Annotated in this window: 20 protein-coding genes; 17 read left to right on the top strand and 3 right to left on the bottom strand. The window is 65.3% G+C overall.

The window, feature by feature from the left end; all coding sequences use genetic code 11:
* The first annotated feature begins 68 nt into the window (after positions 1–68).
* The 3 genes from CLU85_RS01185 (at position 69) to CLU85_RS01175 (ending at position 6,233) form a co-directional block, all read left to right on the top strand.
* The gene (locus CLU85_RS01185) at positions 69–3,635 is read left to right on the top strand and encodes a TonB-dependent receptor domain-containing protein (RefSeq protein ID WP_100412310.1); all 3,567 of its coding nucleotides are present in this window, start codon (positions 69–71) and stop codon (positions 3,633–3,635) included.
* The gene (locus CLU85_RS01180) at positions 3,607–5,625 is read left to right on the top strand and encodes a CHASE2 domain-containing protein (protein WP_100408686.1); all 2,019 of its coding nucleotides are present in this window, start codon (positions 3,607–3,609) and stop codon (positions 5,623–5,625) included. Before CLU85_RS01185 ends, CLU85_RS01180 begins: the two co-directional genes overlap by 29 nt.
* A gap of 257 nt (positions 5,626–5,882) precedes the next feature.
* Complete coding sequence (locus CLU85_RS01175; RefSeq protein ID WP_100408685.1) at positions 5,883–6,233, top strand: HPF/RaiA family ribosome-associated protein; 351 nt, start codon at positions 5,883–5,885, stop codon at positions 6,231–6,233.
* Between the two features lie 135 nt (positions 6,234–6,368).
* Here the strand turns inward: CLU85_RS01175 and CLU85_RS01170 are convergent, their stop codons facing one another.
* Together CLU85_RS01170 and CLU85_RS01165 are read right to left on the bottom strand one after the other, a co-directional pair.
* Positions 6,369–7,334, bottom strand: a complete 966-nt coding sequence (locus CLU85_RS01170; protein ID WP_100408684.1) for a PDR/VanB family oxidoreductase — start codon at positions 7,332–7,334, stop codon at positions 6,369–6,371.
* Positions 7,331–8,389, bottom strand: a complete 1,059-nt coding sequence (locus CLU85_RS01165; protein WP_100408683.1) for an aromatic ring-hydroxylating dioxygenase subunit alpha — start codon at positions 8,387–8,389, stop codon at positions 7,331–7,333. Before CLU85_RS01165 ends, CLU85_RS01170 begins: the two co-directional genes overlap by 4 nt.
* A 291-nt stretch (positions 8,390–8,680) precedes the next feature.
* Between CLU85_RS01165 and CLU85_RS01160 the strand changes: the two genes are divergently transcribed.
* From CLU85_RS01160 to CLU85_RS01130, 7 genes are all read left to right on the top strand, one after another.
* Complete coding sequence (locus tag CLU85_RS01160) at positions 8,681–9,457, top strand: GntR family transcriptional regulator (RefSeq protein ID WP_198509122.1); 777 nt, start codon at positions 8,681–8,683, stop codon at positions 9,455–9,457.
* 137 nt (positions 9,458–9,594) lie between these two features.
* Complete coding sequence (locus CLU85_RS01155; protein ID WP_100408682.1) at positions 9,595–10,779, top strand: ABC transporter substrate-binding protein; 1,185 nt, start codon at positions 9,595–9,597, stop codon at positions 10,777–10,779.
* A 254-nt stretch (positions 10,780–11,033) separates the two neighbouring features.
* Positions 11,034–11,906 carry a branched-chain amino acid ABC transporter permease gene (locus CLU85_RS01150; RefSeq protein WP_100408681.1) on the top strand — a complete coding sequence of 291 codons (873 nt, stop codon included), beginning with the start codon at positions 11,034–11,036 and terminating at the stop codon, positions 11,904–11,906.
* The gene (locus CLU85_RS01145) at positions 11,906–12,901 is read left to right on the top strand and encodes a branched-chain amino acid ABC transporter permease (RefSeq protein ID WP_100408680.1); all 996 of its coding nucleotides are present in this window, start codon (positions 11,906–11,908) and stop codon (positions 12,899–12,901) included. Before CLU85_RS01150 ends, CLU85_RS01145 begins: the two co-directional genes overlap by 1 nt.
* A 7-nt stretch (positions 12,902–12,908) precedes the next feature.
* Positions 12,909–13,676 carry an ABC transporter ATP-binding protein gene (locus CLU85_RS01140; RefSeq protein WP_100412308.1) on the top strand — a complete coding sequence of 256 codons (768 nt, stop codon included), beginning with the start codon at positions 12,909–12,911 and terminating at the stop codon, positions 13,674–13,676.
* Positions 13,669–14,394 (top strand): ABC transporter ATP-binding protein, encoded by a 726-nt coding sequence (locus CLU85_RS01135; protein ID WP_100408679.1) that lies wholly within the window; start codon positions 13,669–13,671, stop codon positions 14,392–14,394. Before CLU85_RS01140 ends, CLU85_RS01135 begins: the two co-directional genes overlap by 8 nt.
* An 8-nt stretch (positions 14,395–14,402) precedes the next feature.
* Entirely contained in the window at positions 14,403–15,389 is a 987-nt protein-coding gene (locus CLU85_RS01130) for a tripartite tricarboxylate transporter substrate binding protein (protein ID WP_100408678.1), read from the top strand.
* Between the two features lie 101 nt (positions 15,390–15,490).
* Here CLU85_RS01130 and CLU85_RS01125 read toward each other — a convergent pair whose 3' ends face one another.
* Entirely contained in the window at positions 15,491–16,444 is a 954-nt protein-coding gene (locus CLU85_RS01125; protein WP_100408677.1) for a LysR substrate-binding domain-containing protein, read from the bottom strand.
* Positions 16,445–16,616: 172 nt separating this feature from the next.
* Here CLU85_RS01125 and CLU85_RS01120 point away from each other — a divergent pair, with 172 nt between their 5' ends.
* From CLU85_RS01120 to CLU85_RS01090, 7 genes are all read left to right on the top strand, one after another.
* On the top strand, positions 16,617–17,309 hold the full coding sequence (locus CLU85_RS01120; protein ID WP_100408676.1) for a substrate-binding domain-containing protein: 693 nt from the start codon (positions 16,617–16,619) through the stop codon (positions 17,307–17,309).
* A 41-nt stretch (positions 17,310–17,350) separates the two neighbouring features.
* Complete coding sequence (locus CLU85_RS01115; protein ID WP_100408675.1) at positions 17,351–18,385, top strand: amidohydrolase family protein; 1,035 nt, start codon at positions 17,351–17,353, stop codon at positions 18,383–18,385.
* 1 nt (position 18,386) lies between these two features.
* Positions 18,387–19,070, top strand: a complete 684-nt coding sequence (ligK, locus tag CLU85_RS01110; RefSeq protein ID WP_100408674.1) for a 4-carboxy-4-hydroxy-2-oxoadipate aldolase/oxaloacetate decarboxylase — start codon at positions 18,387–18,389, stop codon at positions 19,068–19,070.
* A gap of 80 nt (positions 19,071–19,150) precedes the next feature.
* Positions 19,151–20,077, top strand: a complete 927-nt coding sequence (locus CLU85_RS01105) for an amidohydrolase family protein (protein WP_100408673.1) — start codon at positions 19,151–19,153, stop codon at positions 20,075–20,077.
* Positions 20,078–20,079: 2 nt separating this feature from the next.
* The gene (gene ligA / locus CLU85_RS01100) at positions 20,080–20,547 is read left to right on the top strand and encodes a protocatechuate 4,5-dioxygenase subunit alpha (RefSeq protein ID WP_100408672.1); all 468 of its coding nucleotides are present in this window, start codon (positions 20,080–20,082) and stop codon (positions 20,545–20,547) included.
* 2 nt (positions 20,548–20,549) lie between these two features.
* A complete protein-coding gene (locus CLU85_RS01095) occupies positions 20,550–21,416 on the top strand; it encodes a class III extradiol dioxygenase subunit beta (protein ID WP_100408671.1) in 867 nt (288 codons plus the stop codon).
* 1 nt (position 21,417) lies between these two features.
* A complete protein-coding gene (locus CLU85_RS01090; protein WP_100408670.1) occupies positions 21,418–22,380 on the top strand; it encodes a Gfo/Idh/MocA family oxidoreductase in 963 nt (320 codons plus the stop codon).
* The last annotated feature ends 163 nt before the right edge of the window (positions 22,381–22,543 follow it).

Here is a 22,543-nt window from a genome sequence, read left to right as displayed (position 1 = left end):
TCCGTTCGCCAGGTGCCAGGGAGGGTCGCCTGGTGACGCGTTTTCCTGCCTTCCTCGAAAGCCACGATATGCCCCACCACACAACCCGCTTGCCAACGCTCACCGCCATGGCCGCATTGATGGCCCTGGCCTGGCCTTTGTGGGCCCACGCCACCATACCCACTGGCGCTGCCGCCGAAATCGTCAGTCTGCAGGGCGTGGGTGACCAGCGTGCCGCAGCAGCCCCGGACTGGGCGCCTGCCCGATTGGCACAGGCACTGGTCACCGGTGACTTTGTACGCACGCGCCAGGCCGCCAAGATGGCCTTGCTGTTTGCCGACGACACCCAACTGCGCCTGCACCAGAACACGGTGCTGCAAGTCAAAGGGGTGGCCACCCCTGCACAGCCAGTCACGACATTGCTGCTCAATGCCGGCCGGGCGTGGACGCAGACCAAGCGCTCCGATGGCAGCCGCCTCAACCTGGAAACCCCAGCAGCCACCGCCGCCATTCGGGGAACCGACTGGGACATCAGCGTGGAAGACGATGGCCGCACGCTGATCACGGTGTTGTCGGGCACGGTGGAGTTTTCCAACGCACAAGGAGCGGTGTCGGTGGGGGCCAACGAAGCGGCGCTGGCCGAAGTGGGCAAGGCCCCGGTCAAGCTGGTGCTGAGCCAGCCGCGTGACCGCATACAGTGGGTGAACGCACTGCGTGCCGACCCCCTGCCACACCTGGCCGCCGAACCCGTGCCCACAGCACTCGCTCCGGTGCGTGCAGCGCTGGAGGCGCGCGACCAGCCAGCCGCGCGTGTCGCCTTGGCGCAGGCCAGGGGCACCGCGCCCGGGCCCTGGGTGGCGGCGCTGGAGTCTGCCACCGCGCTGCAGTCGGGCGACCTGCTGGCCGCGCGTGATCAACTGGCCGGGCAAGTGGCGGCGCCATCGGCTGCGCCCTTGCCGGTCTGGCTCATGCAATCCGATGTGCAGCTCATGGAGGGCGAAGGCGCTGCTGCCACGGCCACGCTGCGCACCGCCCTGGAGCGCTGGCCTGCACATCCCGCCTTGGTGGCCCAGTTGGCCCGCGTACAGATGTTGACCGACCGGGTGGACGACGCCATCGCCACGCTGGCCCCGATGCAAGGAACGGCCCATACCGAGCTTGTCATGGTGCGCGCCGAACTGGCGCGGCGGCGTGGCGATGCGCCGGGCGCGGTGGCCGCATACACCGAGGCCACGCAGCTTGCCCCAGGCGACGCCCGCGCCTGGCAGGGCCTGGGCAGTGCCCATACCGAACGCGAAGACACGCGCCCCGCGCGTGCCAACCTGCAGCAGGCACTGGCCCTTTCGCCACAAAGCCCAGGGGCCTGGGGCGAACTGGGCACGCTTGAAACCTTCGCCAACCAGTTCACCGATGCGGGCCAGGCCTTCGCAACGGCATTGGGCGACAACCCGGCGGACTACGTGGCGCTAACAGGACAAGGCCTGTTGCACCTCAAACGAGGGGATCCGCAAACGGCACTCGACGCCCTGCTGCGCGCGGGCGTGATGGAACCCCGCTACGCACGCGCCAAGACCTGGACGGCCGTGGCCTACTACCAGCTCGGCCGCCATCAGGATGCGCTGTCCACGCTGGACCAGGCCATTGCACTGGATGACAAGGACCCTGTTCCCCACATGCTGCTGGCACAGATCCACACCGACCTGTTCCAACCCGGAGAGGCTGTGGAGGCCGCCCGTGCTGCCGTGCAGCGCATGCCCTACCTCAAGTCGCTCAACCAGGTTGCCAATGACCAAAAGGGTAGCGCCAACCTCGGCGCATCGCTGGCGTTTTTTGGCATGGAAGACTGGGCACTGGAACTGGCCCAGCAAAGCTTTTACCCGTACTGGGGCGGCAGTCACCTGTTCCTGGCCGACCGCTATGCCGGCGAGTTCAACAAGAACTCCGCACTGTTTCAGGGCTTTCTGACGGACCCCATGGCTTTTGGCGCGAGCCAGCGGTACTCGTCATTGCTGCAGCGGCCCGGCGGCCATGGATCGGTGGGCATCACGATGGACCGCGACACCTACCGCATGCGAGCGCCAGCGGTCACGCTCAACGGCATGGACAACAGCCATGTTCCGGTGTCATGGTTCTTCAAGGCGCAATCGGCCAACGCCAGCGAGTTTCCGTTCGATCTGCAGGTCAACAATGTCCCGGCCATGCGCGCTGGCTATGGCAAGGTGCGCGCACGCGCCGTCACCGTGGGGGCGGGCATGCAACCGACCGAGCGTATCAACCTGTTCGCCTACGTGAACCAGTTCGACATGCGCCTGCGCAGCCAAAACCTGTTCGAGACGTCCATGGACAACACGAGCACACAAGGCGCAGTGGGCATGTCTTACCGCTGGGGCCCCACCGAGCAGACCTGGGTCAAGCTAGGCCGCAGTGTGGAGAACATCCTGTTGCTGCGTTATCCCACCGCATACATCGAGCCCCCGTTCGTGAGCCTGATGGGCGTGGGCAGCGAGCCCAAGAAACAGTTCAACGACCTCCAGCTGCGGCACACGCTGGACACCGCACCGGGCAGCCGCTGGAGCGTGGCACTGGAGCACGTGCGTGAGCGCCAGAACAATCTGATCGGCGGCGAGGCTGCCGTGGGAGCCGACATTCCCGGCGTAGGCCCCTACCGCGACTATTTGCTGCTCGGCGGCTACAACCATGTGGACCGGCGCTATACAGGCCTTACTCTGGCAACGACCCAGCAGCTGGACAAGGCGCTGAGCCTGGACGCCGCGCTGGGCCTGCAGCAGATTCGCCATCGGGTGGACGGCCTGACGCAAAGCTACCTGGTGGGTCTGGATCGGTTCAGTGAGGTGGAGGCTCGCCGCGCCGACGTGGAGCGTGTCGTCACGCCCCGTCTGGGTGTGGTTTGGCAGCCCGCCACGGGCACCACCGTGCGCATGGCCTACCAGGACTGGTTGCGACCGCTGAGCATATCGACGCTCACCAGCGTGGAGACGGCGGGCATCCCCGTCGAGGACCGGCTCGTTGAAGCCGGCGGGCGCCACAAGCGCACGGTGGCCCAGCTGGGCATGGAGATCGGCACCAACACCTTTCTGAGCCTGCGCGCGGACCACCTGCGTGTGCGCAACCCCGGCACCGTGGGGGTAGACCTGCAGACCCCCAGCATGCCGTTCCTGGAAGAGATGCGTAATGCCCAACTGGTCAACCTCTCTACGACCGACTTGCTGGAGAACACGCCGAGTTTTGACATGGGCACCCTCAAAACCCTGGGCGCGGGCGTCAACCACATGTTCAGCCGGCGCTGGTCGGGCTACGCCAAGTATCTTTACCAGGGCAGCGAGAGCCGCATCTTTGATTCAGCCGGCGCCGCAGGCCGCATCCCCTACATCCCGCGCCACACAGCCGTACTGGGCGCCACCTGGGCCAGCCCGCAGCGCATCTATCTCAGCGGGCGCGCGGTGTACCGGTCGGAACGTTTTGAGGACAAGGAAAACCTCACCCGCATGGCGCCTGGCTGGGGAGTGGACCTCATGGGGTTCTGGGAGTCGCACGACAAGCACTGGGTGGTGGGTGCTGCCGCCATGAACCTCTGGGCACCGAAGTCGGACCGCAGAAGCACCCGCTATGTCCTGGACGCTCGCTACCGCTTCTGACACGGCCTCTGCCGCCACCCGGTACCGGCAGCAGTTTGATGCGCTGGCGGCCTGCGCGCTGGCGTTGCTGCTGGTGGGGGCGGCCACGTTCAGCCGCACCTGGCAAGCCCTGGAGTTCAAGACCTTTGATGTGCTCACGGCCTGGACCGCGCCGCAGCGCACGGCACTGCCGGTGGTGATCCTGGCGATTGACGAGCCCACCTTCCAGGAGCTGCAGCAGACTTGGCCGTTCCCCCGCAGCGTGCATGCGGCCCTGTTGCAGCGTCTGCGTGCCGAAGGAGCCGCCGCCGTGGGCCTGGACATCGTGTTCGCGGAACCGTCCTCAGAGACCGAAGACGCGGCCCTGGACCGAGCCATTGCCTCGGCGGGCCCCGTGGTGCTGGCTGCGACACGCGAGAAGATCGACAGTGGCAACGCCGCGCTGTGGATGGACATTCAGCCGCTGCAGCGCTTTCTGGATGCCGGTGCCGACGCGGGCGATGCCGGCGTGGAGCCGGACGACGACTTTGTGGTGCGCCGCGCACCGCTGGCACGCGAGAGTTTTGCCCTGCGGCTGGCCCAGCGCGCGGCCGAGGCACGCGGTCAGAACCCCGTGATGAGCCACTCCGAATGGATCGGTTACCAGGGGCCGCGTGGCACGTTTGACACGCGCTCGTACTACCAGGCGCTGGAGCCGGGCCTTCTGCCGGCGGGCTTCTTCAAAGGCAAGATCGTGCTGGTAGGACGGTCAGCCCGCACCGCGACCGAACTCACTCGCGCACAATCCGACCTGTTCAACTCGCCGTTCGGCACAGCGGGTGGCGAGCGCCTGTTTCCTGGCGTGGAACTCCAGGCCACCTTGGTCGACAACTTCCTGACCGGCAGCGGTTTGCGCAGTGTGTCCGAAGGCTGGACGCTGGCGCTCACCGCGCTGCTGTTCCCTGTGCTGCTCTGGGGTAGCCGCAGGCTGCATCCGGCGGGCGCGGCCGCGCTCACGGCGGGGCTGGTGGTGGCCATGGCGCTGGTGTCGTGGTGGCTGTTTGCGCGTTACCGCCTCTGGTGGCCGCCGCTGCTGCCTGCCGTGGGTGCGGTGGCTGTTTACGCGGCGGCTGCGCTGGTGGCCTACGCCATGGTGCGCCAGCGGGCCCGCCAGACACGCGCCATGCTCGCGCAGTACCTCCCGCCTGCCGTGGTGTCGCGGCTGATCGCGCACCCCGAGCTGATGCGACTGGGGGGCGAGGCCCGCGAGGTCACGCTCATGTTCACCGACCTGGCCAACTTCACCACGCTGTCCGAGCGACTCAGCGCGGAGCAGACCGTGGAGGTGCTCACCGGCTACTTCAACGCCATGACGCCCATTGTTCATGCCACGGGGGGCACAGTGGACAAGTTCATTGGGGATGCGGTGATGGCCTTCTGGGGGGCGCCGCTGGATAACCCGCAGCATGCCGAGCACGCGGTGGCGGCCGCCATCGCCATGCAGCAAGCCATGCAGGCGCTGCAGGCGCTGCAGGCGGATCTGAGTGCGCGCGGCCTGCCGCCCATTCACATGCGCATCGGCCTGCACACGGGCCGTGTGGTGGTGGGCAATGTGGGCTCGGAGCAGCGATTTTCGTACACCGCGATTGGCGATGCCGTGAACCTCGCGGCCCGGCTGGAGGGGGCCAACAAGGCGTTTGGCACCGGTATCCTGCTATCGGCCGCCACCGCCGCGCAGCTGCCACCCACGGTGGGACTGCGTGCGCTGGACGATGTCATCGTCAAAGGCAAGACCGAGCCCGTGCGGGTATTCACGCCCTGTGACCATCCCGCCGTGCGGGACGCTAGCCAGGCCGCCCTCGATGCCTTCCACGCGCGCGACTGGGACCGCGCGCTGATGCAGCTGCACCAGGTGCTCAATCTCCTGCCTGGCGACATGGCGGCGTTGCGTTTGCTGGCGCGTGTGGAAGATGCCCGCACGGGGTCGGCCGGGACCGACTGGTCGCCCGCCGTGGCGTTGGAGAAGCTCTGAACCCCCGCCTTCTTCCCACCTGCACGGTGACAAATTCACGGGTCGTACGCCCGCACTGCCTGCGCCTGGCCTGCGCGTTCATGCTGGATATTGAAATGCAATGAAACGGCTTTGAAGCGGCGCTAAAACCCGCCCCCGCACACGTTCTTACGGGCGGGGTGAAAAAAGGTGCGACGATGGAGGTTCTCGCACCAGTTTTCACGGCGGACGGGCGCGGCCACAGCGGCCTGTCGGCCACCACTTCAAGGAGCATCAACATGCAAGTACAAGTCCACACCGATGACCACATCCACGGCGGCGAGTCGCTCGCGCAATGGATCACGGACGAGTCCAAAAGCCGCCTGTCGCGCTTTCAGGACCATGTGACGCGGCTGGAAGTGTTCTTGAGCGACCTGGATGCCGGCAAGTCAGGCGCGAATGACAAACGCTGCCGCATCGAAGCCCGTGTGACAGGCCGCCAGCCCGTCACAGTGACCGATGAGGGCGACAAGATGGCCAACGCGTTCATTGGTGCAGTGGACAAACTGGCCCGCGCGCTCGACACCGATCTAGGCCGCGTGAAAGATCGGCACGGCCGCGACACCATCCGTGCAGCCGTGGACGAGTGATTTGTGAACAAAATAGCCTGATGCGCTGGATGCGCAAGCATGAGACGCTATCAAATTAGGAGTTGAATCACGCTAAAGGCGTTGCAGTGGGCCGCTGCAACGCCTTTTGTCTTGGGAACTTCTGAATCTTGGGAGTCAGAGGTCCAAGACCAGCAGAGGGCTGCGCGCACGTGAACAGCAGGGCATGAACTGCTCGTTGGCGGCCTTTTCCTCGTCCGTCAGGTACATGTCGCGGTGGTCCACCTCACCCTCCAGCACGCGCGTCAGGCAGGTGCCACACACGCCCTGCTCGCACGAGGTCAGGATGTCGATGCCCTCGCTGCGCAGGGCCTCCACCACCGATACATCGGGGGCGATGCGATAGACCTTGCCGGTGCTGGCAATACGCACCTCAAAGCCCTGGTCACCCGAAGTGTCCTGCACGGGGGCGCCAAAGTATTCCAGGTGGATGTGGTCCTGCGCCCAGCCCAGTGCCTTGGCGGTAGACACCACATGGTCGATGAAGCCCGAGGGGCCACACACATACAGGCGCTTGTCAGGGCCAGGGGCGGCGAGCACGGCGGCGGTGTCCAGCTTCTGCTCGGGTGCACCCGCGTCAAAGTGGAAATGAGCGTGCGGCGCGATAGGCGACGCTGCAATCTCAGCGGCAAACGCCGTGCGCTCGGCAGAGCGCGTGCAGTAGTGCAGCGCAAAGTCGGCACCCGTGCGGGCGAGCCGGTCGGCCATACACAGCAGCGGCGTCACACCAATGCCACCTGCCAGCAGCACGGTGTGCGGCGCCGGGTGCAAAGCAAAGTGGTTTCGCGGTGTGCTGATGGTGATCACGTCGCCTTCGTGCACGCTGTCGTGCATGGCGACCGAGCCACCGCGCGACGCGGCGTCGCGCAACACGGCGATGCGATAGCGGTGCAATTCGTGCGAGGCATTGCACAGCGAATATTGCCGTGTCAGCCCGCCGGGCAGGTGCACATCGATGTGGGAGCCCGCACTGAACGGTGGCAGCGCAGCGCCATCCACCCGTGCCAGCTCGAAGCTGGCAATGCCTTCGGCCTCGGTCCGCTTCTGGACGACGCGGACCAACAACGTTTCCTGCGCGGTCATGCGGCCTGCCCCACGGGGGCGCTGATGGCGGCACGCTCAGCCGCAAGGAGGCGGTCCAGAATTTTGCGCGACTGCACACCACCGGCGTCGATGTTGAGCATGAGGAGCTTGCGGTCGGGGTAACGCGTGAGGTTCTCCTGTTGCAGCTCCAGCATCTGCTGGTCTTCAGCAAAGATCTTGCCCTGGCCGTCGCGGATCTGGGTGGTCAGCGACGGGTCTTGTGGCTTGAAGTTGCGCGCCATGCCCCAGAAATAGTGGATGGAGGTCTCGGTCTCGGGGGTGATGAAGTCCACCACGATGCTCGACGCCTTCTTGTCCGCCGGGGCGTCATAGCCACCGTGGCCCGCCAGTGCCACGCCCACCTCGATCAGCACATGGCTGGGTGGCGTGAAATGGCAGATCTGCCAGCGGTCCACCACCTGGTCATCGGGCAGACCGTTCATCCGCAGCGCCATTTTCCAGAACGGCGGGGCCTCGATGCCCTCCATGAATCGGCTGGTGATGACCTCGTCGCCCTCCACGCGGGTCTTGCAGGGCACCTCGTCGATCTCTTTTTGTCCGATGCTGGTGGAGTGCACATAGGTCTCGTGTGTCAGGTCCATCAGGTTGTCGATCATCAGCCGGTAGTCGCAGGCGATGTGGTACAGCCCGCCGCCGTAGGCCCACTCCGGGTTGTTGGCCCAGGGCAGGTGATGGATGGTGGCGGGGTCGGCCAACGCGGCGTCGCCGGGCCACACCCATATGAAGCCATAGCGCTCCACCACGGGGAAGCTGCGCGCCTTGGGGAAACCCTGCACGCGTTGGCCGGGCATGGACACCGACTTGCCCGTGCACTCCACCCGCAGGCCGTGGTAGCCACACTGCAGATGGCCGTCGCACACGCTGCCCAGCGACAGTGGCGCCCCCCGGTGGGGGCAGAAGTCGTCGAGCGCGGCGACCTGGTCGGGCGCGGGGCGGTAGAAGACGATCTTCTCGCCGCAGACGGTGCGGCCCAGGGGCTTGTCCGCAATCTCGTCGGGGGTGCAGGCTACGTACCAGGCGTTCTTGGGAAACATGTTTGTCTCGCTCCGTGGGGTGGAAGTGATGGTTGCAGGCTTGGTATACAGCCAACCTGCAGATTGTGGGTTTATCGGCCTGATTGTGCGAAAAAGCGCGATTAATGTATACATTAAAAAGACACAAAACAGCTATCACGGCTTGGCATAGCTTCTAAGTGATTGTTTTGTATGGACTCATAAAATTTGGCGGTAGATGTGAGGTGAATTTCTGTATACATTCTGGCCACGCCCGTAGCCCCTGGGCCCAGCCCCGCTCCGGCCCCGTTTCTACCCGCCACGCCAACCACCATGAACCACCCCGAACCCCAGGCCATGATCTCTCTGGGCGAGGCGGCCGAAGCCGGCACCTCGCAGGCAGTCAAGGCACAGCTGCGGCTGCGCGAGATGGTCCTGGCGGGCGAGCTGCCGGGTGGCGCGCGCATTGCCGAGCTGACCCTGGTCGAGAAGCTGGGGGTGTCGCGCACCCCCATCCGCGCGGCGCTGATGCGGCTGGAGCAGGAGGGTCTGCTGCACCGGCTGCCCGGCGGCGGCTATGCGGTACGTACGTTTTCCGAAATCGATGTAGCCGATGCCATCGAGCTGCGCGGCACCATGGAGGGGCTGGCCGCGCGCCTTGCTGCCGAGCGGGGTGTGGAGGCCTCTTTGCTGACCGAGGCCCACGCCTGTCTGGACGCGATTGATTCCGCCCTGGCCCCGCCCACGCTGGACGACGAAGGTTTCTCACGCTACGTAGAACTCAACGCCCGCTTTCACCTGCTGCTCAGCCGCATGGTGGGCAGCGATGTGGTGGCGCGCGAACTGGACCGGGTGAAGGGCTTGCCGTTTGCATCGCCCTCGGCCTTTGTGGTGGTGCAAACCCATTCCTCCCAGGCGCGCGACATGCTGGTGGTGGCGCAGGACCAGCACCGCCAGGCGCTCGATGCCATTGAGCGGCGCGAGGGTGCACGGGCCGAGGCCATCATGCGCGAGCATTCCCGCATTACCCGGCGCAACCTGCTGGCAGCGGTGCAGGCGTCTTCAGTACAGGGGCTGCCCGGCGTGCGGCTGATCCGGGAGCGAACCTGATGCACTCTCCAGGTCGGTTGGGTTATTCCATTTGGCGATACCTGAATGCTTGAATTTCCGCTTGTGAAATAACGCAGCCCGCGCCAAACTCCGGCCAGCATTTTTCTGTATACAACGACTTTCCACAGGAGACAACGATGCAAAAACGCCACCTTCTTCGTGCTTCGGCCGCTGCTGCCCTGGCCCTGACGACCGGCCTTGCTGCACTGCCCGCCGCAGCGCAAGACAACGTGTTCAAGATCGGCCTGATCCTGCCCATGACGGGCCAGCAAGCCACCACCGGCCGCCAGATCGAAGCCGCCGCACGTCTTTACATGGCGCAAAACGGTGACACCGTGGCCGGCAAGAAGGTGCAGCTCATCGTCAAGGACGACACCAGCCTGCCCGACGTGACACGCCGCCTGGCCCAGGAGCTGGTGGTGAACGAAAAGGTCAACGTGCTGGCCGGCATGGGCATTACGCCCTCGGCCATGGCCACCGCCCCGCTGGCCACGCAGTCCAAAACGCCCCTGGTGGTGATGGCCGCCGCCACGTCGAGCATCACGGAGGCATCGCCTTATGTGGTGCGCACCAGCTTCACGCTGCCGCAGGTGTCAGTGGCCCTCGCCGACTGGGCGCCCAAGAACGGCATCAAGAAGGTGGTTACCCTGGTCAGTGACTACGGCCCGGGCATCGATGCCGAGAAGTATTTCAACCAGCGCCTGACCTTCAACGGCGGCCAGGTCACCGAAGCCCTGCGCGTGCCGCTGCGCAACCCCGACTTCGCTCCCTTCCTGCAGAAGGTGCGTGATGCCAAGCCTGACGCACTGTTTGTTTTCGTGCCCTCGGGCGCGGGTGCGGCAGTGATGAAGCAGTTTCTGGAGCGCGGCATGGACAAGGCCGGCATCAAGCTCATCGCCACCGGTGATGTGACCGATGACGACCAGCTCAACGACATGGGCGACGGCGCACTGGGCGTGGTCACTTCGCACCACTACTCGGCAGCGCATCCTTCGCCGCTGAACAAGAAGTTTGTCGATGCGTTTGAAAAGGCCAACAAGGGCCTGCGCCCCAACTTCATGGCTGTGGGCGGCTACGACGGCATGCGCGTGATCTACGAAGCGCTCAAGACCACCAAGGGAACGGGCGGTGGCGATGCCCTGCTGACCGCCATGAAGGGCCAGATTTTCGAAAGCCCGCGCGGCCCCGTGTTCATCGACGCGCAAACCCGCGACATCGTGCAGAACGTGTACCTGCGCAAGGTGGAGCGTGTGAACGGCCAGCTCTACAACATGGAATTTGACATGATCAAGGATGTCAAGGATCCCGGGAAATCTAAGTAACCCCCTGAGGCGCTGTGCGCCTTCCCCCTACAGGGGGACGCCGCCCGTGCGGCGGGGCGGCCCTTGCACGGCGGCACTCGCCTGAAACGCGCCAGTTTCGAAGTGTCGCGGTCTTGCTTGGACGAACTGCCCGACCACTCGGGCTGGGCCTGTCGAAGCCAAGGCGGGCAGCTTGAGTACACAGCCTTGGCGTTTCGGGGCACCTCCACAGCCTCAGGGCGGTGGTCCATTTTTGTCTTCAATGCAGTGATTTCATGCTGACCATTCTTTTCGACGGCGTTGCCTACGGCATGCTGCTGTTCATCCTGGCGGTGGGCCTGGCCGTGACCATGGGGCTGATGAACTTCATCAACCTGGCGCACGGCGCCTTTGCCATGGCGGGGGGCTACATCACGGTGTTGCTCATGCAGCGCCTGAATGTGCCTTTCCTCGTCTGCCTGCCGCTGGCCTTTCTGGGCTCCGCCTTGCTGGGTGGCGTGCTGGAGCGCACGCTCTACCGCCCGCTGTACCACAAGGCCCATCTGGACCAGGTGCTGTTTTCTATCGGCTTGGTGTTCATGGCCGTGGCCAGCGTGGATTACTTCGTGGGCTCCACGCAGCAAATCATGCAGTTGCCCGAATGGCTCAAGGGGCGCACAGAGATCGGAGAGGGTGCCTGGATGCTGGGCATGGGGCACTACCGCCTGTTCATCATTGCGGTGTGTGCAGCGCTCACCGTGGGCCTGCAATATGTGCTCACCAAAACCCGCTTCGGCAGCCGCCTGCGCGCGTCGGTGGACGACCAGCGCGTGGCCGCCGGCATGGGCATCAACGTGAACATCGTGTTCCTGTCCACCTTTGCGTTTGGCTCGGGCCTGGCCGGGCTGGGCGGTGCGCTGGGCGCTGAAGTGCTGGGGCTCGACCCGAGCTTTCCGCTCAAGTTCATGATCTACTTTTTGATCGTGGTGGCCGTGGGCGGCACCTCGTCCATCACCGGCCCGCTGCTGGCCGCACTGCTGCTCGGCATTGCCGATGTGGCGGGCAAGTACTACATCCCCAAGCTGGGCGCCTTCATTGTGTACAGCCTCATGATCCTGATCCTCATCTGGCGGCCCCAGGGCCTCTTTGTTCGCAAAGGGGGCAAGTGATGATGACTCCGCAAAATACCCTGTTGCAGGCGCGGCGCTTCCGCTGGTGGGAGCCCGTGCTCTGGCTGTTGGCCTTTGTGGCCCCGTTTGCGATGCCCAGCCACGCGCTCATCATCAACGAGATCGCCATCGTTGCGCTGTTCGCGCTATCGCTGGATTTGATCCTGGGCTACACCGGCATCGTCTCGCTGGGCCACGCCGCCTTCTTTGGCCTGGGCGGTTACGCAGCGGCGCTGTTTGCCAAACACGTGATGCCTGACCCGCTGGTGGGCCTGGCCGTGGGCATTGCTGCGGCCACCGTGCTGGGCGCCGTGGCATCGCTCACCGTCATGCGCGGCACCGACCTCACCCGTCTCATGGTCACGCTGGGCGTGGGCCTCGTCATGCTGGAGCTGGCCAACAAGCTCGACTGGCTGACCGGTGGCGCCGACGGCCTGCAGGGCGTGGTGCTGGGCCCAGTGCTCGGTCAATTCGAGTTTGACCTGTACGGCCGCACGGCCGCCTGGTACTCGCTGACCGTGCTGCTGGTGTTCTTCCTGATCGCGCGCCGCATCGTGCAGTCGCCTTTTGGCGCCACACTCAAGGCCATCCGCGACAACCGGCTGCGTGCCATGGCCATCGGCATTCCGGTGACGGTAAAGCTGGCGCAGGTGTACACGCTGGCCGCAGCGCTGGCCGGGGCTGCGGGCGCCTTGCTCACGCAGACCACGGGCTTTGCTTCGCTCGACCTGTTCGAGTTCCACCGCTCGGCCGACGTGATGCTGATCCTGGTGATCGGTGGCGTGGGCTGGCTCTATGGCGGCATCCTGGGTGCCGTGGGCTTCAAGCTGCTGCAGGACGTGATTTCGTCGATCACACCGCAGTACTGGACCTTCTGGATCGGTCTGTTCCTCGTGGTGCTGGTGCTGGTGGGTCGTGACCGCCTGTTCCGCCCCTGGACCTGGTTTGGCGCGGGCCGCAAGGCTGGGGCTGCCTCCAACTCGGGAGGCCACTGACATGAATATGTCCACATCCAACACTGTCCTCTCGGCCCAGGGCCTGGTCAAACGTTTTGGCGGCATCACGGCCACCAACAACGTCACGCTCCACCTGCAAAAGGGCGCACGCCATGCGCTCATCGGACCCAACGGCGCGGGCAAGACCACGCTCATCAACCTGCTGACCGGCGTGCTGGAGCCCACCGAAGGCTCCATCACCCTGGAAGGCCAGGACATCACCCGCCTGGCCCCGCACCAGCGTGTGCAGCGCGGCATGGTGCGCACCTTCCAGATCAACCAGCTGTTTGACACCCTCACGCCCCTGGAGACGCTGGCGCTCACCGTCTCGCAGCAGCAAGGCCTGGGTGGCAAATGGTGGCAGCCGCTGGGCGCGCGCCGCGCCGTCACCGAACGCTGCGAGCAACTGCTGGAGCAGTTCCACCTGACCTCGGTGATGGCCGAAGAGACGCGTGTGCTGGCCTATGGCAAGCGCCGCCTGCTGGAGATCGCCATCGCCCTGGCCTGTGAGCCGCGCGTGCTGCTGCTGGATGAGCCCGTGGCCGGCGTGCCTGCGGGGGAGCGTGAGGAACTGCTGCAGACCGTGGCAGCCCTGCCCGCCGACGTGTCGGTGCTTTTGATCGAACACGATATGGACCTGGTTTTCAGCTTCGCCAACCGCATGACGGTGTTGGTCAACGGCACCGTGCTTACCGAGGGCGACCCGGACACCATTGCGAACGACCCGCAGGTGAAGGCCGTGTACCTGGGCCATGGGGAGGACGCCCATGTCTGAACTCTTGCGTATCGAGGGATTGAGCGCGGGCTATGGCGAGGCCGTGGTGCTGCAAGGCGTCTCGCTGGCACTGCCCGAAGGCGACACGCTGGCCCTGCTGGGCCGCAATGGCACGGGCAAGACCACGCTCATCAACACGCTGGCCGGTGCCACGCGCCAGCATGCGGGCACGGTGAGTCTCGCCGGCGTGGCGCTGCACAAGCTGCCGTCCCATGAGCGTGCGGCGGCGGGCATCGGCTGGGTGCCGCAAGAGCGCAACATCTTCAAGTCGCTGACCGTGCACGAGAACCTCACGGCCGTGGTGCGCCCCGGCCGCAAGGGCGTGAGCGCCCGGCCCTGGACGCCAGAGCGGGTGTACGAGATGTTCCCACGTCTGGCCGAGCGCAAGACCAACCTGGGCACGCAGCTGTCGGGTGGCGAGCAGCAGATGCTGGCCGTGGGCCGCGCTCTGGTGCTCAACCCGCGCCTGCTGCTGCTCGACGAGCCGCTCGAAGGCCTGGCGCCCATCATCGTGGAAGAGTTGCTGCGCGCCATCCGCCGCATCACGCGCGAAGAAGGCCTGTCGGCCATCATCGTGGAGCAGCACCCGCAGGCCATTCTGGCCATCTCCGACCGGGCTGCCGTGCTGGACCGGGGCACGGTGGTGCACACCGGCACTGCGGCCGAATTGAGCGCACAGCCCGAGCTGCTGGACCGTCTGCTGGGCGTGGCAAGGTAGTTCTCGCCATGCAAGCCCTACACCGCAGAAGCCTCCTGGCCTGGCTGGCCATGTCGTCTTGCGGTGGGGCTGCACCAGCGCTGGCACAGGCCACCTTTCCCACGCGCCCCCTGCGCATCGTGGTGCCCAACGCCGCCGGTGGCGCCGCCGACATCACGGCGCGCACCGTGGGCCAGAAGATTGCGGGCCCGCTGGGGCAGAGCGTGGTCATCGAGAACAAGCCCAGTGCGGGCGGTGTGGTGGCGGGCGACCTGGTGGCGCGTGCCGAGCCCGATGGCCACACGCTGCTGCTGGTCAGCAGCGGCACGGCGGTGAGTGCCGCGCTGTTCCACACACTGCCGTTCGACACCCTCAAGGACTTTGCGCCCGTCTCGCTGCTGGCCACGTTTGATCTGGCCGTGGTGGTGAAGGAAGGCGGGCGTTTTGCCACCCTGGCCGAGCTGCTCGCCTATGCCCGCGCCCACCCCGGCAAACTCAACATCGGCACGCCGCAGATCGGCACCACGCAGAACCTGGCGGCCGAGTTGTTCAAGGTGACGGAGGGCATCGACGCCCAGGTGGTGCCCTTCAATGGGACGCCGCCTGTCATCACCGCCGTGCGGGGTGGTGAGGTGGATGTGATGATCGACATCCTGGGCGGCCTCATGCCGCAGATCGGCGCGAAGGCCCTGCGGCCCCTGGCGGTGCTGGGCGCGCAGCGTGCAGCCCAATTGCCCGATGTGCCCACGGTGCGCGAAAGCGGCGGGCCACTGGCTGCCTTCAACGTCACGTCGTGGAACGGCCTGGCTGTGCCCGCCAAGACACCTGCCGCCGTGGTGGAGCGCCTCTTGCGCGAGGTGCAAGCCGCGCTGGCCCAGCCCGATGTGAAAAAACGGCTGCTGGAACTCAACCTCAACGCCCAGGGCAGCACCCCCCTACAGCTGGGTGAACACCTGGCCGCCGATGTACGGCGCTGGAGCGATGTGATCGCGCGGGCCAGGATCGCCCGGCAGTGACCGATGGGGTCTGCACGGGGTGTTGTGCGGCCTTTGACCTCGAAACTGGCCGCTGGCCAGCCTTCCAATACAAGGCGCCAAAGGCTGATACGGATTCGCAGTCATGGTGCGCGGTACAGCGCCTGCAACGTGGTGCGTATCAACTCCGCCATGGCCTGCTGTGTGAGCGTGGCCGGGCGCTGCGAGCTCACTGCCATGAAGAGTTTGCTGCGCAGGCGGGTGCTGTCTTCCACGTCACCATCGCTGCTGGCGCCGTGGATGGGCCGGGTGCTGAACACCTCGGGCTTGCCCGACGTGGTGACCGCGTTCATGGGCAACACGGCGCAGCCTGCGCCATCGGCCACCAGGTCCAGGATGGCGGCCACGCCATCGATCTCCAGGCTGATCTGCGGGCGCTTGCCGCGTGCGGCCAGTTCGGACTCCACCAGCATGCGGATCGAATTGGGCCGCGTGGGAATGACCAGGGGGAAACGCGGCAGCTCGTCCAGCGGCAGTGGCACTTTGTCCAACACGTCGGGGTCTGCCTCGGCCGGGCTGGCGCTGCGGCGCTGCACCAGAAACAGATCTTCCTCCAGCAGCGCCGTGGTCTCGATGCCCGGCGCGGGCGTGGTGTTGTAGAGCAGGGCAATGTCGAGCAGCCCGGTGGTCAGCGACTCGCGCATGGCCACCGACAGCCCCTCGCTGATGGCGAGCGCCGCATCAGGCATCTGGACGCGGAAGGCGCGGGTCAGCGGCACCGTGAGCACCTTCGCAATGCTGGGCGGCAGGCCGATGGCCACACGCCCCGCCAGCGCGCCGCGCACGCGGCCCAGCTCCTCGCGGGCGCGCTCCACCTGGTGCAGGATGCCGCGCCCATGCTCCAGCAGCAGCTTGCCCGCCTCGGTGGGCGTAGCGCCCCGTCCGTTGCGCACCAGCAGGTTCTGGCGCAACTCCACCTCCAGCAGGCGCACCTGGCGGCTCAGGGCCGGTTGGGCAATGTCCAGCACCACCGAGGCGCGGGTGAAGCTGCCCAGCTCGGCCACCCGCACAAAGTATTCGATCTGCTTGAGGTCCATGGGGAATGCTCTCTGCTATTTGCAATAGCTCCAAGTCAACGATCACGGAATGATATATCTGGTAGTGCGGGTGCCGCCTTCATGTTTGGGCCGCCGCTGCCCACAATCGCGGCATGTATACAACGGCACGCACCGCCTGGGCACACCGCAGCCAGGCAGGAGACAAAACCGCATGACAACGCTCGCCCTTCGGGGTATTTCCTCCATGGCCACGCGCCAGGTGCTGGCCGATCTGGTCGCCGGGTTTGCGCAGCAGTCGGGCCACAGTGCAGCCATCGAATCGGTGGGCGGTGTGGACGCTGCCAAGCGCGTGGCGGCCGGTGAGGCCTTTGATGTGGTCATCCTCGCCTCCGACGCCATCGACAAGCTCCTCGCTGTAGGCCACCTGCTGCCTGGCAGCAAGGTGGACTGGGTGCACTCGGGCGTGGCCGTGGCCGTGCCTGCGGGCGCGCAGCGGCCCGACATGAGCACCGAAGACGCCGTGCGCCAGGCCGTGCTGGCCGCGCGCAGCATCAGCGTCTCCACCGGGCCCAGCGGTGTGGCCCTGGCCAAGTTGTTCGAGCGCTGGGGCATCGCCGACCAGATTGCCCCCCGCATGGTGCAGGCCCCTCCCGGCGTGCCCGTGGGCTCGCTGGTGGCAAAGGGCGAAGTGGCGCTGGGCTTTCAGCAACTGAGCGAGTTGCTGCATGTGCAGGGCATCACCATCGTAGGCCCGCTGCCACCGGCCATTCAGATCACGACCACGTTCTCGGCTGGCGTTAGCGCCCACACCCAGCAGGCAGACGCGGCCCGCGCGCTGCTGGCCTATCTGACATCGCCACAAGCGGCCGAGGCCAAGCGCAAGCAGGGCATGGAACCGGTCTGACTCGCGACCCATACAACAACACATTCCAGGAGAACCGACACATGAGCCTCATCATTGACTGCCACGGCCACTACACCACGGCCCCCAAGGCGCTGGAGAACTGGCGCAATGCCCAGATCGCGGGTATCAAAGACCCGGCAGCCATGCCCAAGGTTGCCGACCTGCGCATCAGCGACGACGAGCTGCGCGAGTCCATCGAGACCAACCAGCTCAAGCTGATGAAGGAGCGCGGCAGCGACATCACGCTGTTCAGCCCGCGCGCAAGCTTCATGGCCCACCACATCGGTGATTTCAATGTATCCAGCACCTGGGCCGCCATCTGCAACGAGCTGTGCTTCCGGGTGAGCGAACTGTTTCCCGACCACTTCGTGCCCGTGGCCATGCTGCCCCAGTCGCCCGGCGTCGACCCTGCCACCTGCATCCCCGAGCTGGAAAAATGCGTCAAGGAATACGGTGCCGTGGGCATCAACCTGAACCCCGATCCCTCGGGTGGCCACTGGACCAGCCCGCCGCTGACCGACAAGCACTGGTACCCCATCTACGAAAAGATGGTGGAGTACGACCTGCCCGCTATGATCCACGTGAGCACCAGCTGCAACGCGTGTTTTCACACTACAGGCGCGCACTATCTGAACGCCGACACCACGGCCTTTATGCAGCTCATCCAGGGCGATCTGTTCAAGGACTTCCCCACGCTCAAGTTCCTGATCCCGCACGGCGGCGGCGCAGTGCCCTACCACTGGGGCCGCTTCCGCGGGCTGGCGCAAGAGATGAAGAAGCCGCTGCTCGACGACCACCTGATGAACAACGTGTTCTTCGACACCTGCGTGTACCACCAGCCCGGCATCGATTTGCTCAACACGGTGATCCCGGTGAAGAACGTGCTGTTCGCCAGCGAGATGATCGGCGCGGTGCGCGGCATCGATCCCACCACCGGCAACTATTACGACGACACCAAGCGCTACATCGAGGCGTCTAAGATCCTGAGCGCCGACGACAAGCACCAGGTCTACGAAGGCAATGTGCGCCGCGTTTTCTCTCGACTCGACACCCGCCTGAAGGCGAAGGGGCTCTGACATGTTTGAACTAGGCGTTGTCTACCGCAACATCACCCGCGCCGACCGCGCGTCCGCCGACGGCCTGGCTGCCCTCGGCTCGGCCACCGTGCACGAAGCCATGGGCCGCGTGGGCCTGCTCAAGCCCTACATGCGCCCCATCTACAGCGGCCAGCAGGTCAGCGGCACGGCTGTCACCGTGCTGCTGCAGCCCGGCGACAACTGGATGATGCATGTGGCGGCCGAGCAGATCCAGCCCGGCGACATCGTGGTGGCGGCAGTCACCTCCGAGTGCACCGACGGCTACTTTGGCGACCTGCTGGCCACCAGCTTCCAGTCGCGCGGTGCCCGAGCGCTCATCATCGACGCCGGTGTGCGCGACGTGAAAACGCTGCAGGAAATGAACTTCCCCGTGTGGAGCAAGGCGATCAGCAGCAAGGGCACCATCAAGGCCACGCTGGGCTCGGTCAACATCCCTGTGGTGTGCGCCGGCATGCTGGTCACGCCCGGTGACGTGATCGTGGCCGACGACGACGGCGTGGTGTGTGTGCCCGCCGCCCGCGCGGCCGAGACGCTGGCCGCCGCCCAGAAGCGCGAAAGCTTTGAAGGCGAAAAACGCGCCAAGCTGGCCAGCGGCGTGCTGGGCCTCGACATGTACAACATGCGCCCCGGCCTGGAGAAGGCGGGCCTCAAGTACATCGACTGAGCAAAGTTTGAGTCTTTTTGGCCTCTAGCGCTTACTCCATAAGCGCTAGCAGCTATTTTTAATATAGCAAATGGTTGCCTATGTCTGAATTCACTAAAACCCCTGGCTGGCTGGACTGGTACACCGGCCCCAGCCAGCCGCGCTTTCAGGTGCCCGCAGGTGCGGTAGACGCCCACTGCCACGTGTTTGGCCCGGGCGCCGAGTTTCCCTACGCCCCCGAGCGCAAGTACACCCCCTGCGATGCCAGCAAGGCGCAGCTGTACGCGCTGCGCGACCACCTGGGCTTTGCGCGCAATGTGGTGGTGCAGGCCACCTGCCACGGCGCCGACAACCGCGCCATGGTCGATGCGCTGGTCAACGCAAATGGCAAGGCGCGCGGCGTGGCCACCGTCAAGCGCTCGGTCACCGACGATGAACTGCAAGCCATGCACGACGCCGGTGTGCGCGGCGTGCGCTTCAACTTCGTCAAGCGCCTGGTGGACTTCACGCCCAAGGACGAACTGATGGAGATCGCGGCGCGCATCCATCAGCTCGGCTGGCACGTGGTGATCTACTTTGAAGCGGTGGACCTGCCCGAGCTGTGGGACTTCTTCACCGCCCTGCCCACCACCGTGGTGGTGGACCACATGGGCCGGCCCGACGTGGCCAAGGGCGTGGACAGCGAAGAGTTCGCCCTGTTCCTGAAATTCATGCGCCAGCACCCCAACGTGTGGAGCAAGGTGAGCTGCCCCGAGCGCCTCAGCGTGACCGGCCCCAAGGCCTTGCAGGGCGAGCAAAATGCCTACACCGATGTGGTCCCGTTCGCCCGCCGCGTGGTGGAAGAGTTTCCCGACCGCGTGCTGTGGGGCACCGACTGGCCGCACCCCAACCTCAAGGACCACATGCCCGACGACGGCCTGCTGGTCGATTTCATACCGCACATCGCGGTCACGCCAGAGCTGCAGCACAAACTGCTGGTGGACAACCCCATGCGCCTTTACTGGCCTGAAGAAGTGGAGGTCAACTGACCATGGCACTCGACAAGCCCTACCTGGACGTGCCTGGCACAACCATCTTCGACGCGGAGCAAAGCCGCAAAGGCTACTGGCTCAACCAGTTCTGCATGAGCCTCATGAAGGCCGACAACCGCATCCGCTTCAAAGCGGATGAACGCGCCTACCTCGACGAGTGGGCCATGACCGAAGAACAGAAGCAGGCCGTGCTCGCGCGCGACCTGAACTGGTGCATTAGCCTGGGCGGCAACATCTACTTTCTGGCCAAGATCGGCTCCACCGACGGCAAGAGCTTTCAGCAGATGGCGGGCAGCATGACCGGCATGACCGAAGAGGAATACCGCAACATGATGATCAACGGCGGCCGCTCGGCCAACGGCAACCGCGTGATCGGCGAAGACGGCGACGCCCAGGCACACCGCCAGCCGCAAGGCAAGGGCCAGGTGCTGCAGCAAGCCGCAGCGGGCAAGAAAGAAGGACTTTGACGATGGCCAGAATCACCGCCTCCGTATTCACATCGCACGTGCCAGCCATTGGCGCGGCCATGGACCTGGGCAAGACGCAAGAGGACTACTGGAAGCCCGTTTTTGCGGGCTATGACTTTGGCAAACAATGGATCAAGGACAACCAGCCCGACGTGATCTTTCTGGTCTACAACGACCATGCCACGGCGTTCAGTCTGGACATGATCCCCACCTTTGCCATCGGCACCGCCGCCGACTATGAAGTGGCCGATGAAGGCTTTGGCCCGCGCCCGGTGCCCAAGGTCATCGGCCACCCCGACCTGGCCGCGCACATCGCGCAGTCGGTCATCCAGCAAGACTTCGACCTCACCATTGTCAACAAGATGGCTGTGGACCACGGCCTCACAGTGCCCCTGTCGCTGATGTTTGGCGAGCAAGACCCCGTCAAGGGCGCGTGGCCCTGCCCGGTGATTCCGTTTGCGGTCAACGTGGTGCAGTACCCCGTGCCCAGCGGCCGACGCTGCTACAACCTGGGCCAGGCGATCCGCAAGGCGGTAGAGAGCTACGACGAAGACCTCAACGTGCACATCTGGGGCACGGGTGGCATGAGCCACCAGCTGCAGGGCCCGCGCGCCGGGCTCATCAACAAAGAGTTCGACAACGCCTTCCTCGACAAGCTCATCCACGACCCCGAGGCCGCCGCCAGCATCCCGCACATCGACTACGTGCGCGAAGCGGGCAGCGAAGGCATCGAACTGGTGATGTGGCTCATCGCGCGCGGCGCGATGGCCGATGTGGCCGGTGGTAAGCCACCCACGCTGGCGCACCGCTTCTACCATGTGCCCGCGTCGAACACGGCCGTAGGCCACCTGATTCTGGAGAACAACTGACATGAGCAACAAGACCATCAAAGTCGCCCTGGCGGGCGCTGGCGCCTTCGGCATCAAGCACCTGGACGGCATCAAAAACATCGACGGCGTGGAAGTCGTTTCGCTGATCAGCCGTGACCTGGAGAAGACCAAAGAAGTGGCCGCCCAGTACGGTATCGGCCACGTCACCACCGACCTCGCCGACAGCCTGGCAATGCCCGAGGTGGACGCCGTCATCCTGTGCACGCCCACACAGATGCACGCAGAGCAGACCATCGCCTGCCTGAAGGCCGGCAAGCATGTGCAGGTCGAGATCCCGCTGGCCGATAGCCTCAAGGGCGCCGAAGACGTCGTGGCGGTGCAAAAGCAAACGGGCCTGGTCGCCATGTGCGGCCACACCCGCCGCTTCAACCCCAGCCACCAATATGTGCACCACAAGGTGCAAAAGGGCGAGTTCAACATCCAGCAGATGGATGTGCAGACCTATTTCTTTCGCCGCACCAACACCAACGCGCTGGGCCAGGCGCGCAGCTGGACGGACCACCTGCTGTGGCACCACGCCGCCCACACCGTGGACCTGTTTGCCTACCAGGCCAACAGCCCCATCGTGCAGGCCAACGCCATCCAGGGGCCCATCCACCCCACGCTGGGCATCGCCATGGACATGAGCATCCAGCTCAAGGCCGCCAACGGAGCCATCTGCACGCTCTCCCTGAGCTTCAACAACGACGGCCCTTTGGGCACGTACTTCCGCTACATCGGCGACACCGCGACCTACCTGGCGCGTTATGACGACCTGTACAACGGCAAGGACGAGAAGATCGATGTGTCGAAGGTGGACGTCTCCATGAACGGCATCGAGCTGCAGGACCGCGAATTCTTCGCGGCCATCCAAGAAGGCCGCGAACCCAACGCCAGCGTGGGCCGGGTGCTGGCTTGCTATCAGGTACTGCACAACCTGGAGCAGCAGCTCAACGCAGGTTGATTTTCCCGGTGCGTCGGCCCTGAGGGATGCAGGGCTGCCACGCACAACGATCCATGCAACAGCTGCCTATTGCCTATTGCCTATTGCCTATTGAGCAACGGCTGGATCCCGACGCCCTTCGGGCCGCCGCCTGCATCAGGCTGCGGCCGATGGCGGCGCTGAC

Source organism: Acidovorax sp. 69 (assembly GCF_002797445.1).
Classification (GTDB): Bacteria; Pseudomonadota; Gammaproteobacteria; order Burkholderiales; family Burkholderiaceae_C; genus Acidovorax.
Note: the sequence above shows the minus strand (reverse complement) of the source record. Positions and strands in the feature narration are given on the sequence as shown.